Source organism: Bradyrhizobium sp. WBOS08 (genome assembly GCF_024585125.1).
GTDB classification, from domain to species: domain Bacteria; phylum Pseudomonadota; class Alphaproteobacteria; order Rhizobiales; family Xanthobacteraceae; genus Bradyrhizobium; species Bradyrhizobium japonicum_B.
This window is the reverse complement of the sequence record NZ_CP028988.1, coordinates 4,571,788-4,585,878: the sequence shown is the minus strand read 5'-3', so window position 1 is coordinate 4,585,878 and position 14,091 is coordinate 4,571,788. Positions and strand designations below refer to the sequence as shown.

Genomic DNA, 14,091 nt, shown 5'->3' with positions numbered 1-14,091 from the left:
GCTTGGTAGACATCGGGGCTTACCTAATAGACCTCACGCCTTGATCGGGGCGACGTCGATCCAGCGCCGCTCCTTCCAGCTCTTCAGTGCGCATTCGGCGAGCTGCACGCCCTTGGCGCCTTCGAGCAGGGTAAACTTGTAGGGCGCATCCTCGTAGAGGTGGCGGATGAACATCTCCCACTGCTCTTTGAAGCCGTTGTCGTAGCTGACATTGTCGGGCACTCTCTGCCAGTCGCCGTAGAAATCGTGCAGCCGCTTCTCGTCGGGATTCCACACCGGCCTCGGGGTCGCCTGCCGCGCCTGGATCATGCAGTCGGTGAGCCCCGCGACCGCCGAGCCGTGCGTGCCGTCGACCTGGAAGGTGACGAGGTCGTCGCGATAGACGCGCGTCACCCAGGACATGTTGATGTGGGCGATGATGCCGCCCTCGAGTTGGAACGTGGCGTAGGCGGAATCGTCCGCTGTCGCCTTGTACTTCTTGCCTTGCTCGTCGAAACGCTCGGGGATGTCGGTATTGCCGATGCAGCTGACGCTCTGGACGTTGCCGAACAAATTGTCGAGCACGTAGCGCCAGTGGCAGACCATGTCGAGAATGATGCCGCCGCCGTCCTCGCTGCGGTAGTTCCAGGACGGCCGCTGCGCCTCCTGCCAGCCGCCTTCGAACACCCAATAGCCGAACTCGCCGCGCACCGAAAGGATGCGGCCGAAAAACCCGGAATCCCGCAGGAAGGCGATTTTCTTCAAGCCCGGCAGAAACAGCTTGTCCTGCACCGTGCCGTGCTTGACGCCCTTGGCATTGGCGAGCTTGACGACCTCGACGGCTTCCTCGAGATTCGTCGCGATCGGCTTCTCGCAATAGACGTGCTTGCCGGCATTGATGGCCTGGGTCAGCAGGCCGGGCCGCGCCTGCGTGGTCGCGGCGTCGAAGAACATGGTGTCGTTCTTGTCGGCGAGCGCGGCATCGAGATCGGTGGTCCAGCGCGTGATGTTGAAGCGTCTGGCGAGCGCCTCGACCTTGTCGGCGCTGCGGCCGACCAGGATCGGGTCGGGCATGACGCGGTCGCCGTTCTTCAGGCGGACGCCGCCCTGGTCGCGGATCGCCACGATCGAGCGGATCAGGTGCTGGTTGAGCCCCATGCGGCCGGTGACGCCGTTCATGATGAGGCCGAGGCGTTGGGTGGTCATGCCGGATACTCCTGAAGTGATGTCGGCTGTTCGAGCGGACGAAGCGCCGACCAGTCCGGATGGACCGACGTCGCAAAGCCCGCAGCATGAAGCGATCCCGTCAGGAGATCGCCGTCGTGAATACAGAGCCGGATGCCCTGCCCGGCATCGGCGTAGAGATCGGGATGCGCATGCGCGAAAGCTTGCGCCTCAGCGGCGGGCGTCCCGCCAAAGCCGTCGACATAGTGATGGCCGTTGCGTTCGGCATGGGTGACGCCGAGGAAGGCGCCGAGGGCGAGGTCCTGCTGCACGGCAAGCCCGGCCTGGCAGGTAAGGTCTTCGCCGGTGACGAAGCACATCTCGCCGTCCACGCTCCATTTCGCGGCGCGCGTCGCGTTGACGATCGACTTGTAGAGGCCCTTGCAGGACTTCGAGGAGATGCCGCGATAGCCGAGTGCCCGCGCAGCCGGGAACGCATCGTAGGAATCGTCGGCTTCGTCGATGATGAAACCGCGATCTGCCAGTGCGCCCAGCGGCGATTGCCGCGTGATGTCGCGCGGCATCGGCTGCTCGATATAGAGCAGGCGCAAGGCGATCGTGCGCAGCGCGTCGTCGTGATCGATCCGGTCCATCAGGGCTTGCAACGCCGCAAGGTTGGCATACTGCTCGTTGGCGTCGAGCGTCACCTTGGAGTCCCGCCCAAGCGTATCGAGCTCCTTGCCAACCCGTGCGAGCCGCGCCGCGTCGGCAGCGGGATCGCCCGACAGCTTGAGCTTGAAATAGCGTGCACCAACGTTCTCGCGCCGATCGGCAACGCCGCCCTCGCCTTCAACGACATCGTCAAGCCCGACCGTATGCCTGATGGCAACACGCTGCAGCGGCACCCGGCCCGAGAGAAACGTCCTGATTTCCCTCTCGCTCAAATCAGGAGAAAGCCGCGCATCGATACCCGCGATATTGCCGGCCATCCCGTCGAAGAAATTGGTCTCGACGGCGCGCAGCAGCGCATCGAGGATGGCCTTGTCGATCTCCGCGGGGCCATAAGCCGCAGCAAGCGCCGGAATGTTCTTCTTCGCGCAGGTCGCGATCTGGGCACCGATGCACGAGGCATGCAGATCGAATGCCGTCTGAAATCCGGTCCGTGCCAGATAAAGCCCGCGCGCGATCTCGAGCGACCGTCGCAGCCCATCGACCGTCTGCGCCGGCGACAGCTCCGGCCGTTTGTCGAACCATTTCGGCACCAGCAGCTCGGCGCTGGCGCCGACGGCAACGCCCCTGCCCTCGACCTCGATCTCCACCCGCACGAACAGCTGCGGCGTCGCGTTGATCGTGATCGCGCCGAAGCGGAACGGCCGCGCGAATGGCACGGGACGTTCGAAGAAGGCGATGTCTCGCAGCTTCAGGCGGGGGGACATGGTGCTACAACGATATGAGGTGGACTTGGTGCGAGCAGTATGGCCGCGGGCAACTCGCCTCTCCCGCTTGCGGGAGAGGTCGGCGCGTAGCGCCGGGTGAGGGTTCTATCCTCTTGGGGAGTCTTGCCAGCGGAGACACCCTCTCCCCAACCCTCCCCCGCAAGCGGGGGAGGGAGCGCACCGCGCTTGATGCGATCACTGAAAATCCCATGGTCAGCCTAATCCAACGCGCCTTGCGAGAAGAAGTGCCTGCGGATGCGTTGCACGAGCTCGGTGAAGACAGGGTCGGCCATCACGTCGAGCGAGCGCGGGCGCGGCAGCGGCACGTCGTAGATCGCCGCGATCGCGCCGGGGCGCTCGGTCATCACAAGCACGCGGTCGGCGAGGAACACGGCCTCCGGAATCGAATGCGTGATCAAGAGCACCGTCTTCCTGGTCTCGCGCTGGATCCGCATCAGCTCGACATTCATGCGTTCGCGCGTCAGCGCATCGAGCGCGCCGAACGGCTCGTCCATCAGCATGATCCTGGGATCGTGCACCAGCGCGCGGCAGATCGAAGCGCGCTGCTGCATGCCGCCGGAGAGCTGCCAGGGTAGCTTCTTCTCGAAGCCTTCGAGCCCCACCAACTTCAACAGCTCCTTGGCACGGGGAAGATATTTGTCCCGCGGCAGGCGCTTCATGTCGATCGGCAGCATCACGTTGGCCAGGATGTTGCGCCAGGGCAGCAGCAGCGCGTTCTGGAACACGATGCCGACATTGCCGTGCGGCGTCGTCACCTTCTCGCCCTCGACCAGGATCTCGCCCGATGTCGGCGGGAGCAATCCCGAGATCAGCTTGAGCAGCGTGGACTTGCCGCAGCCGGAAGGCCCGACCACGACAAAGAACTCGCCGTCATCGATGTGGAAATCGAGCGGCCGCAGCGACGGCACGTCGCCGTCGCGAGTCCGATAGGTCTTGGACACGCCGGACAGCTTGATGCCCGACGCATCGCCGGCCCGGTCGCTCACCAGGCGCAGATGCGCGGGCTGGTTGATATCGACTGGCTTGGTCGCAGGGTTCATCATAACCCTCTCCACGCGTCGTCCCTGCGAACGCAGGGACCCATACGCCGCGCCGGAGCGTTCGGGCACGCGGGTTGAGACCTTCCGTAACCATCAAGGCCGGTGGTTATGGGTCCCTGCGTTCGCAGGGACGACAGTGGAGATTGATTGCTCACGACCCGCTCTTCGGCAGATAATCGTTGGTGTAGAACGCCTTCGGGTTCTCCTTGGCCTTGGCGTCGAGACCGCCGTATTCGACCATCAGATTGACTGAATCCGTCATGTTCTGGTCGGTGACCTGGAACGGACGCTTGCCCTTGGTCTCCGCGGTCCGATAGAGCGGAATGGTCAGCTCGAAACCTTGCGTCAGCGTGTCGATCTTGCCGCCCTTGGGGTTGGCATCGAGGATTGATTGCGCCGCCGCCTTCGGCTCCTTCTCGGCGGCTTCGACCGCTTTCGTGGTCGCCGACATGAAGCGGCGGACGAGGTCGGCATTGGCCTTCACGTAATCGGTGTTGGCGATGATGCCTGACGACACCATGTTGATGCCGTACTCGGCGAACTTGATCGGATAGACGTCCTTGCCGGTGGCGTCCTTGATCTTCATCGATTGATCCATGACGTAGCCGAGCAAGAGGTCAGCCTGGCCGTTGATGACGGCGTTGAGCTTGGTCTGGCCGTCGCCGGCGACGGTCTTGAAATCGCTCTCCTTCAGGCCGGTCTTCTTCAGGAACAGCGGCCAGATCTGGGTCATGGAATCCGCCGGCGTGATCGCCACGGTCTTGCCCTTGATGTCTTCCGGCTTCCTGATGTTCTTGTCGGCGAAGCCCATGGCGGACATTGGCGAGGTCTGCAGCAGCACGCCGGTCGCAACCACGGGCGCCCCCTTGATGGCGGCGCGCATCATGGTGGGGACGTCGACATAGCCGAAATCGGCGGTCTTGGCCGCGACGGCCTGGGTGGTGGCGGCCGAGCCGCGGCCTTCCTGGATCTCGAGGTCGATGCCCTCGGCCGCATAGATGCCCTTGGCCTTGCCGTAATAGAACGGCGCGTGCTCGCCATAGACATACCAATTCAGCATCAGCACGACCTTGTCGGCCGCCTGCGCCGGCATGGCCGCAAGAACCATCAGCACCGCCGAGACAGCCCCAATCAACCGCTTCATCGTTTCTCTCCCTTGCCGTCTGTTACGTCGGCCATTGGTGGCCGTTCGTTGTCTTAGTCAGGATGCAAAGATCACATCCTCGCGCTGGCTGACATGCCAGGGAATGACCAGCTTCTCGATGCGGTCCACGATCCAGAACAGGACCACGCCGAGCAGCGCGAGGATCACGAGCGCCGCGAACATCGTCGGCAGGTCGAACGTGCCGATCGAGCGCTGCATGACGTAGCCGATGCCGGAATTGGAGCCGACGAACTCGCCGACGACGGCACCGACCACGGCGAGCGTCACCGAGACCTTGAGGCCGGAAAAAATCGCCGGCAGCGCATGCGGCAGGTTCACCGCGCGGAACACCTGGAAACGGCTGCCCTGCATGGCGCGGGCGAGGTCGACCATGTCGGGATCGACCGACTTGAAGCCCTGCACCGCGGAGACGACCACGGGAAAGAAGCCGAGCAGGAACGCCGAGATCACCTTCGGAATGATGCCGAAGCCGAACCAGACCACGAACAGCGGCGCGATCGCGATCTTCGGCACGGATTGGGAGAACACCAGCAGCGGATAGACATAGCTCTCCACCGTCTTCGAGCCCGCGATCAGCATCGCGACGGGAATGCCGAACAGCGCCGACAGCAGGAATCCGCAGACGGTCGCATAGGTCGTCGGCCAGGACTGGCGCAGCAGTTCCGGCCACTCGGTCCGCAGCACGGCAACGACATCGAGCGGCGACGGGATCTGGTAGGCGGGAATCCTGAACAGCCGGATGGCCAGATCCCAGGCGACGACGATGAAGACCAGGAACAAGAACGGCCGAACCCACGCTGCATTCAGCAGCTTGGAAACAGCGTTTTGCGGCTTCGGCTCGGCCAATTTTCACTCCCGGCAGTCTTCTTCGTTGTGGCAAGAAATTAACCCGTTGGATAAATACTGTCCAGAGCTTTCCCTGTGACGTTTTGTGCGGGGGTTCCGGGGGCTCCTCTCGTGTCCCGGACGCGCTGCAGCGTGCAACGCTGCTGCGCAGAGCCGGGACCCAGAGTCGTCGTGCTCGGCCGTGGCATGGCCCCGGCTCTGCAGCGCACCGCGAAGACGCGCTGCGCTGCGTCCGGGGCACGCGACCGCCCCACCCTCGCTGTCATTCCCCGCGCAGGCGGGGAATCCAGTACGTCGCGGCTTCGCGCTCAATCACAACCGCTTCTGGGAATACTGGATTGCCCGCCTGCGCGGGCAATGACAGCGGAGGATCCGGAAACGGCGGATGCCAAATCCGCCGACGCTGGAATGCTTGGCTACGCCGTCTGCGCCACGGCAGCGCGCGACTTCGGTGCCTTTGCGATCTCGAACAGGGCCACGGACTGTCCCGTCAGCGCAGCCAGCACGAGGCCCACCATGTGCGCGAGCCGCTCGTCCTTGGCCTTCTTGTCCAAGAGATCGCGGCCGAAGATCACGCTGAGCGTCGCCGAGTTGGAGAGGTAGAAGAAGCTGAGCGCCGCGATCGAGATGTAGAGCTGCACCGGATCGACCGCGACCTTGAAGTCGCCGGATTCGACGCCGCGCCGCACCACGGTGCGGATCATCTCGACGAAGGGCGAGTGCATCGACTTGACCTTGGTCGATTTCTTCAGGTGCTTGGCGCGCGCGAGGTTCTCGGTCTGGAGCAGCGACAGGAATTCCGGATTGCGCAGGAAGTAATTCCAGGTGAACTCGATCAGCCGCCTGATCGCCTCGGGCGGATCGAGATGCTCGAGATCGAGCCCCCGCTCCTCGCTGCGGATCTTGTCATAGGCGCCTTCGAGCACCGCCAGGTAGAGCTCGTCCTTGTTGCCGACGTGGTAGTACAGCATGCGCTTGTTGGCGCCGGCCTTGGCCGCGATGCGGTCGACCCGCGCGCCGGCAAGACCATGGGCAGAAAACTCCTGCTTGGCGGCTTCGAGAATGCGCAGCCGCATCCCCTCGGGGTCGCGCTGCCATTTCAGAGTTCGCTTTGCCTTCGCCAAACCGGTGCTCGCTGGGTGGTCCATCGCATGTATCATGCGGGCGAGCATTTGAGAACGATCTCGTGCCCGGACGCAGTTTCGTAGGGTAGGCAAAGGCGCACTTGCGCCGTGCCCACGTCTTCTCATCGAGCAGCCAAGACGTGGGCACGCTTCGCTTTGCCCACCCTACGGGACCGCCCTCACTCCACCGGCTTCGGCGAGCGCTCCAGCAGCACGGTCTGCACGCCGCAGGTGCCGCTCCGCACCGTCATGATCCGCGTGCCCGGCTTGCGGCCGTTGCGCACTTCGCTGAGGTCGAGGCCGGCCGCGATCAGGCGGGCGCGAGTGGCGTCGATATCGGCAACGCGCCAGCTCAGGCCCCACAGACGGTCATGCGCGAGGTCGCTGCCGGCGACGGGCCGGCGGACCACCTCGACGATGAGGTCGCCGCAGCGGAAGAACATCAGCTGGCCCCAATCCTGGTGCGAGCGGTCGAGCGCCAGATCGAGGCCGAGCCGCGCGCCGTACAGTGCAGCGGCCCGTTCTGAATCCTCGGTGGTGACCACGACATGGTCGAGCGCGTCGATCGGCGCGATGTCGGTGGCCGGGGAAAGCGGACGCTCGTCGGCCAGCTCGAGGAAGAACATGCGCACGCCGCGCGTGAGCTCCGTGGCGGCGCGTGTGCGCTTCCAGTGCAGGACGTTGCCTGTTTCGGTGTCGCTGCTCTCGACCTCGGTGACCGGATCCGGGTTCAGGGCCACCCGCTCCAGCCGGCGGTGCATCCGGCTCATGTCCGCGACACGGAAGCACAGGCTGGCGAGCATCCCCTCCTGGTCATCGAGCAGTGCCCGCATGCGATCTGCCGTCACGCTGAAGCCGCTTGGCGCCATCAACTCGATCGTCATGTTTGCGAGGGTGAACAGCACGCGATCGGCGCCCTCGCCCGAGTTCTGCCAGGCCGGCGCGCGGGCGAGCAGCGTCTGGTAGGCCGCCTTGGCCGCCCCGATGTCCCTTACCAGAACGACGACGTGATCGAGGCCGGTGATCATTTCTTCTCCCTCTGATCGCCCCTTTCATGGCCCTGGAACCCATGGGCCGAAACACGGCGTTTGTCCGGGCTTGGCATTGCCCGGTGATGGTCGTATTCCCTGACCATGCTGACCTCAAGCGCTTCGGGCGGCAGTTTTGCGAATAATTTCAGCGTCCCGCCGGAGCGGAACCGGTGCTACAGTAAGCGCACCGGCCGGGACCACAAGCGCATGACGGACAGGCAATGCAGGCTCTCTTCATCGGACAGACCTATATCGACGTCGTCTTCATCACCGACCACATGCCGAGCGGCGACGAAAAGCACGTGGCCTCGGACTATGCGGTCTCCTTCGGCGGCAACGCCGTGACGGCGGCGTTCTGCTGCGCCAAGCTCGGCATCGTGCCGGATCTCATCGCGACGGTGGCCAATGACTGGCTGGGACGCATGTTCCAGGACATGTGCGCGAAATACGCGATCTCGCTGCACGGGCGGAAGGTCAACCAATCCTCGCTTTCCTTCATCATGCCCAAGGACGGCAAGCGCGCCATCGTCCGCTGCCGCGACGACGAGCACATCCACCCCTTTCCGATGCTCAACCTCGGCGGCTGCCGCGCGCTGCATGTCGACGGCCACCAGCCGGATGCGGCGATCCACTACGCCAAGGTCTGCCGCGAGGCCGGCATCCTGACCTCGCTCGATGGCGGCGGCCTGCGCACCAACACCCACGAGCTCCTGGAATTCATCGACGTCGCCATCGTCGCCGAGCGCCTGTGCGAGCAGATGGACCAGACGCCCGAGAAGATGCTCGACTACCTCAAGAGCCGCGGATGCAAGATCGGCGGCGTCACCATGGGCGAGAAGGGCCTCTTCTGGTACGACGAGACCGGAACGGTGCAGGTGATGCCGGCGATGCCGATCCCGCGCGAGCGCGTGATCGACACCAACGGCGCCGGCGACGTCTTCCACGGCGCCTATGTCTATTCCTACCTCGCCCATCCCGGCAAAAGCTGGCGCGAGCATTTCGATTTCGCGCGCGCCGCCTCGACCTTCAAGATCCAGCGCCTTGGCAACGAGGCCGGCCTGCCGACGCTGGTCGACATCGCCAAGGTCAGGCACGAGTTCGAGGTCAGGGTCTAGATTGAGATGGGACGCGTCTTCGTTGCGGGCAGCATCAACATGGATGTGGTGGCGACGGCCGATCGCCATCCGAAGGTCGGCGAGACCGTCGCGGGCCGGCAGGTGCTGTACTTTCCGGGCGGAAAAGGCGCCAACCAAGCCGTGGCAGCGTCACGGCTCGGCGCCGGGACGACGTTGATCGGGCGGCTGGGGAAGGATTCGTTCGGGGCCGAGCTGAGGACCTTTCTCGCCGTTCAGGGCATCGATCTCGGCTATGTCGTGGAGACGGCCGAGGCGCACACCGGGACCGCGATCATTACGGTGGCGGAGGCCGATAACACCATCGTCGTCGTTCCCGGGGCGAACGGGCTGGTCGGCGCTGAGGACGTCGAGGTGGTGCCGCTGCTGAAGGGCGACGTCGCGGTCAGCCAGTTCGAGATTCCGCTGCCGACGATTGCTGCATTCTTCGGGCGCGCGCGTGAGGCCGGCGCCGTGACTGTCTTGAACCCTGCGCCGGCGCAGAAGATGCCGGGCGAGCTGCTGGCGCTGGTCGACATCCTCGTGCTGAACGAGACCGAGCTCGGTTTCCTCGGGGGCAGCGAGTTGTCGGACGACGATGAGGCCGCAAGGATCATCGACGTCGCGCGAAAACTCCAGGCGCGTCAGGATCAGACCATCTGCGTCACGCTCGGCAAGCGCGGCGTGCTTGCGCTTGCCGGGCGCGAAGAGATCACCGTGCCGGGGCGCGCCGTGAAGGCGATCGACACCACCGGCGCCGGCGACTGCTTTGTCGGCGCGCTCGCCGCGCAACTTGCCGACGATGTGCCTTTGCGCGCCGCCCTCGCCTTCGCCAATGCCGCCGCCTCGATCAGCGTGCAGCGGATGGGCGCGGGGCCGTCGATGCCGACGGCCGCGGAGGTCAAGGCTGTTCTTGGTGCCTCTTGATTACGCCAGCGCGCTCTTCAGGTCGAAGCTTTCGTCCGCGGCCTGCTCCGGCGTGATCGAGCGGTCCATGGCCTGCAGGCGGCGGCCGAACATGTGATCGCCGGCGCGGTTGATCGATTCGATGCCGAGCAGCCTGTCGCCCTTGTAGCAGAAGGCCGAGAACGCCTTGTTCGCGGGGTTGCCGCGCAGCACGACGCGGTCATAGCCGGTGGTCAGTCCCGCGATCTGGAGCTTGTCGTCGCCCTGGTCGCTCCAGAACCAGGGATGGCCGTCATAAGGCTTCTTGTCGCCGGTCAGCCGCGCCGCGAGGCAGCGGGCATGGTCGGTCGCGTTCTGCACCGATTCCAGCCGCAGCGATCCGCCGAAGCGCGGGCTTGCGAACAGCGCGCAATCGCCGATCGCGGAGATGTCTGGGTCGGCCGTCGCAAGATATTCGTCGACGATGATGCCGGCCGCGACCGGCAGCCCTGCCTCCGCCGCGAGCTCGATGTTCGGCAGCACGCCGACGCCGACCACGACGAGGTCGGCGGGCAAATGCCGTCCGTCGCTCAAGGAGACGCCGGTGACCTTGCCGCCCTCCGCCTCGATCGAGGTCGCCTGGACGCCGAGGTGGATGCGGATGCCGGCCTCGCGATGACGCTCTTGGAAATACTCCGACACCTCCGCCGTCACCGCCCGGGCCATCACGCGCGGGGCGAGCTCGAGCACATCGACCTCGAGGCCCTTGATCCGCGCGGTGGCGGCGAATTCGAGGCCGATGAAGCCGGCGCCGATGATCACGGCGCGCGTCTTCGAGGGCATGATCGCCCGCAGCGCCTCGCTCTCGTCGAGGATGCGCAGATATTTCACGTCGGGCAGGTTAGCGTTGGGCAGATCGAGCAGCCGGTTGCGCGCGCCGGTCGCCAGCACGAGATGGCCGTAATCGAGCGCTTCGCCCGAGGCGAGGAGCACCTTGTGCGCGGCGCGGTCGATCGAGGCCGCGCGGCCGGCGATCAGCTCGATCTTCTGGTCGTGGTAGAACTTCTCGGGGCGGAACATCAGGCTCTCGGGACCGGCCGAGCCCTTGATGTAAGCCTTGGACAGCGGCGGCCGCTGATAGGGCAGATGCGCCTCGTCGTTGATCAGGCAGACGCGGCCGGAAAAGCCGGCCTGGCGCAGCGATGCCGCGACCTGGTAGCCGCCATGGCCGGCACCGACGATGATCACCGCACCGTCGCTCATTGGACAGCCCATTTCCCGAAGACACGAGCGCGACCCATGCCATCTCCTCTCGCTGATTCTGGTTGCTGACCTTACGAGGAGCCGGCGCTCGTGTCCGTCCCTTGGAAAAGGCCTGCCCATTTGAGCCTATCGTTTGGCCCAGTGCAAGAGCAGCAGGCGGGGATTGTCACCCCTCGGCTTCTGCGATTTAGTTGCAGCAATCACCTCATGCCGGGGATTTCGAAATGCCAGCTCCCGTCTCAAAGTCCGACGATCCCGCCCTGCTCAAGGTCGACGGCCCGATCGCGACCATCACGCTCAACCGCCCTGCCGCATGCAACTCGATCAACCTTGCGATTGCGCAGAAGCTCGAGCAGCTCGCGGCCTATATTGAGGGCGACGACGCCATCAAGGTCCTGGTGATCGAAGGCGAAGGCCGCGCCTTCTCGGCCGGCGGCGATCTGCAGACGATCGGTGCGGCCGCCGAGGCCGGCACCGTGACGCCGGTCGTCGGCGAGCTCCTGAAGCACTATCATGCCTTCATCGAGATCGTCAGGCGCATGCCGAAGATCTCGCTGTCGAGCGTCCACGGCTCGGCCGCCGGTGCCGGCATGGGCCTCGCCTTCGTCACCGATCTCTGCATCGCCGCCGACGACACCAAGTTCACGCCAGCCTATGCCAAGATCGGCGTGTCGCCGGACGGCGGCTCCACGGTCGGCATCGTCGGCACGGTCGGCTCGCGGCGGGCGCTGCAGATCTTCCTGTCCGAGGACAATTTCACCGCGCAGCAGGCCCATGAATGGGGCCTGGTCGCCAAGGTCGTTGCCGCCGCGGAGCTGAAGGCGGCGACGCGACAGCTCGCCGAGCGTCTGGCGCAGAACCCGCCGGCGGCGATATCAGGCACCAAGCAGCTGGTCTATCAGGCCGCGACCACGCCGGTGAAGCAGCAGCTCGATGCCGAGGAGCACAAGATCATCATGGCGATGAACACCGAGGACTTCCGCACCGCCGTGAAGAAGTTCACCAGCAAGGGCAAATAGCGCCGCGCCCGCTCAACCCTTCACGGGGCCGGTCCTCTGCATGAAGTCGAAATCGCAGCCCTCGTCGGCCTGCATGATGGTCTCGTTGAACAGCCAGGCGTAGCCGCGGCGTGCTTCCTCCGGCGCAGCAATCGGCTTCAGCGCGGCGCGGCGGCGCTCGAGCTCGGCCGCATCGACCAGCAGCTCGATGCTGCGCTTGGCCACGTCGAGGCTGATCATGTCGCCGTTCTGCACCAGGGCGAGCGGACCGCCCACGGCGGATTCCGGGGTGATGTGCAGAACGATGGTGCCGAACGCCGTGCCGCTCATGCGCGCATCCGAGATGCGCACCATGTCCTTGGTGCCACCGCGCGCCAGCTTCTTCGGGATCGGCAGATAGCCGGCCTCGGGCATGCCCGGCGCCCCCTTCGGGCCGGCATTGCGCAGCACCAGCACGTCATCGGCGGTGACATCGAGATCGGGATCGTCGACCCGCAAGGTCATGTCCTCGACGGATTCGAATACTACCGCGCGCCCGGTATGCTTGAGCAGCTTCGGGCTCGCCGCCGATTGCTTGATCACCGCGCCGCGCGGCGCGAGATTGCCGTGCAGCACGGCGAGGCCGCCCTCCTTCTTGATCGGATTGTCGCGCGAACGGATCGCGTCCTGCCCGGGCACGTCTTCCGCATGCGCCACGACATCGCGCAGCGTCTGGCCGGAGATCGTCCTGGCATCGAGATCGACGAGGTCGCCGAGCTGCGCCAGCAGCTTCGGCACGCCGCCGGCGTGATGGAAATGCTCCATATAATGCTCGCCGGACGGCTTGAGATCGACCAGCACCGGCACCTCGCGGCCGATCCGGTCGAACGCTTCGAGGTCGAGCCGGTGCGGCGAACGATGCGCCATCGCCGTCAGATGGATCAGGCCGTTGGTCGAGCCGCCGATCGCCTGCAGCACCACCTGCGCATTCCTGAACGAGGCCGGCGTCAGCAGCTCGCTCGGCTTCGGCCCCTTCGTCTTCGCCATCTCGGCGGCCACCCGCCCGCTCGCCTCTGCGAGACGGAAGCGCTCGGCATGCGGCGCCGGAATCGTCGCGCTCATCGGCAGCGACAGGCCCATCGCTTCGATCATGCAGGCCATGGTCGAGGCCGTGCCCATCACCATGCAGGTGCCGACCGACGGCGCCAGACGCCCGTTCACCGCCTCGATCTCGGAATCGTCCATCTCGCCGGCACGATATTTCGCCCAGAGACGGCGGCAATCGGTGCAGGCGCCCAGCACCTCGCCCCTGTGATGGCCGACCACCATGGGGCCGACCGGAATCACCACGGTCGGCAAGTCGGCGCTGATCGCCGCCATCACCTGCGCCGGCAGCGTCTTGTCGCAGCCGCCGATCACGATCACCGAATCCATCGGCTGGGCGCGGATCATTTCTTCCGTGTCCATCGCCATCAGGTTACGCAGATACATCGAGGTCGGATGCGCAAAGCTCTCGGCGATCGAGATCGTCGGAAACACGAACGGCATCGCACCGGACAGCATCACACCGCGCTTGGCGGCTTCGATGATCTGCGGGACGTTGCCGTGGCAGGGATTGTAGTCGCTATAGGTGTTGGTGATGCCGACGATCGGGCGCTCCAGCGCGTCGTCGGAATATCCCATGGCCTTGATGAACGCCTTGCGCAGGAACAGCGAGAAGCCGGCATCGCCATAGCTCGTCAAACCCTTGCGCAAGCCACTCGTCATCAGGTCGCTCCTTCAGCTTTGAAGTCGTGGTAAGGCCGGCCCCCTGATTGTCAATAAGCCGGGTTGCAGGCCTGAGAGCTGGTGGCCGGCGCCCTCCAGCAGGCGAGCATCTCACGGACCGTGGCCGTTTCAACTGCAAGGTGATCCTGCATCGGATTTGCCGATCTCGATGCCCCCCAACCAGCGCGGAGTGCTACCAGGTTTCCAGCTTCCCGGCGCGGTTCGGTGGAACTCCAGCGCGCACGCAGCCGAACCTCGGGGACCCACCAGCACCCGCGCGC

At 65.2% G+C, this 14,091-nt stretch carries 12 protein-coding genes; 3 read left to right on the top strand and 9 right to left on the bottom strand.

Annotated elements, in window-relative coordinates:
- Window positions 1–33 precede the first annotated feature (33 nt).
- The 7 genes from DCM80_RS21560 to DCM80_RS21530 form a co-directional block, all read right to left on the bottom strand.
- Complete coding sequence (locus tag DCM80_RS21560; RefSeq protein WP_257193575.1) at window positions 34–1,185, bottom strand: Gfo/Idh/MocA family protein; 1,152 nt, start codon at window positions 1,183–1,185, stop codon at window positions 34–36.
- Window positions 1,182–2,579 carry a hypothetical protein gene (locus DCM80_RS21555; protein ID WP_257193574.1) on the bottom strand — a complete coding sequence of 466 codons (1,398 nt, stop codon included), beginning with the start codon at window positions 2,577–2,579 and terminating at the stop codon, window positions 1,182–1,184. The genes DCM80_RS21560 and DCM80_RS21555 overlap by 4 nt, the downstream gene beginning before the upstream one ends.
- 218 nt (window positions 2,580–2,797) lie before the next feature.
- Window positions 2,798–3,640, bottom strand: coding sequence for an ABC transporter ATP-binding protein (locus tag DCM80_RS21550; protein ID WP_257197997.1), 843 nt, complete (start codon window positions 3,638–3,640; stop codon window positions 2,798–2,800).
- A 151-nt stretch (window positions 3,641–3,791) separates the two neighbouring features.
- A complete protein-coding gene (locus DCM80_RS21545) occupies window positions 3,792–4,784 on the bottom strand; it encodes an ABC transporter substrate-binding protein (protein WP_257193573.1) in 993 nt (330 codons plus the stop codon).
- A gap of 57 nt (window positions 4,785–4,841) precedes the next feature.
- The gene (locus tag DCM80_RS21540) at window positions 4,842–5,651 is read right to left on the bottom strand and encodes an ABC transporter permease (RefSeq protein WP_135162343.1); all 810 of its coding nucleotides are present in this window, start codon (window positions 5,649–5,651) and stop codon (window positions 4,842–4,844) included.
- Window positions 5,652–6,067: 416 nt separating this feature from the next.
- Window positions 6,068–6,799, bottom strand: coding sequence for a TetR/AcrR family transcriptional regulator (locus DCM80_RS21535; protein ID WP_257193572.1), 732 nt, complete (start codon window positions 6,797–6,799; stop codon window positions 6,068–6,070).
- Between the two features lie 155 nt (window positions 6,800–6,954).
- On the bottom strand, window positions 6,955–7,803 hold the full coding sequence (locus DCM80_RS21530; RefSeq protein WP_028135184.1) for a VOC family protein: 849 nt from the start codon (window positions 7,801–7,803) through the stop codon (window positions 6,955–6,957).
- Window positions 7,804–8,027: 224 nt separating this feature from the next.
- Here DCM80_RS21530 and DCM80_RS21525 point away from each other — a divergent pair, with 224 nt between their 5' ends.
- Together DCM80_RS21525 and DCM80_RS21520 are read left to right on the top strand one after the other, a co-directional pair.
- Window positions 8,028–8,921, top strand: coding sequence for a sugar kinase (locus DCM80_RS21525; RefSeq protein ID WP_257193571.1), 894 nt, complete (start codon window positions 8,028–8,030; stop codon window positions 8,919–8,921).
- A gap of 6 nt (window positions 8,922–8,927) precedes the next feature.
- Window positions 8,928–9,845, top strand: coding sequence for a ribokinase (locus tag DCM80_RS21520; protein WP_257193570.1), 918 nt, complete (start codon window positions 8,928–8,930; stop codon window positions 9,843–9,845).
- On the opposite strand, the gene DCM80_RS21515 is transcribed toward DCM80_RS21520, so the two are convergent.
- Window positions 9,846–11,066: an NAD(P)/FAD-dependent oxidoreductase gene (locus DCM80_RS21515; protein ID WP_257193569.1), complete on the bottom strand. Its 1,221-nt coding sequence runs from the start codon at window positions 11,064–11,066 to the stop codon at window positions 9,846–9,848.
- 224 nt (window positions 11,067–11,290) lie between these two features.
- Between DCM80_RS21515 and DCM80_RS21510 the strand changes: the two genes are divergently transcribed.
- Complete coding sequence (locus DCM80_RS21510) at window positions 11,291–12,085, top strand: enoyl-CoA hydratase/isomerase family protein (RefSeq protein WP_257193568.1); 795 nt, start codon at window positions 11,291–11,293, stop codon at window positions 12,083–12,085.
- Between the two features lie 12 nt (window positions 12,086–12,097).
- On the opposite strand, the gene DCM80_RS21505 is transcribed toward DCM80_RS21510, so the two are convergent.
- Complete coding sequence (locus DCM80_RS21505; protein WP_257193567.1) at window positions 12,098–13,810, bottom strand: IlvD/Edd family dehydratase; 1,713 nt, start codon at window positions 13,808–13,810, stop codon at window positions 12,098–12,100.
- Between the last annotated feature and the right edge of the window lie 281 nt (window positions 13,811–14,091).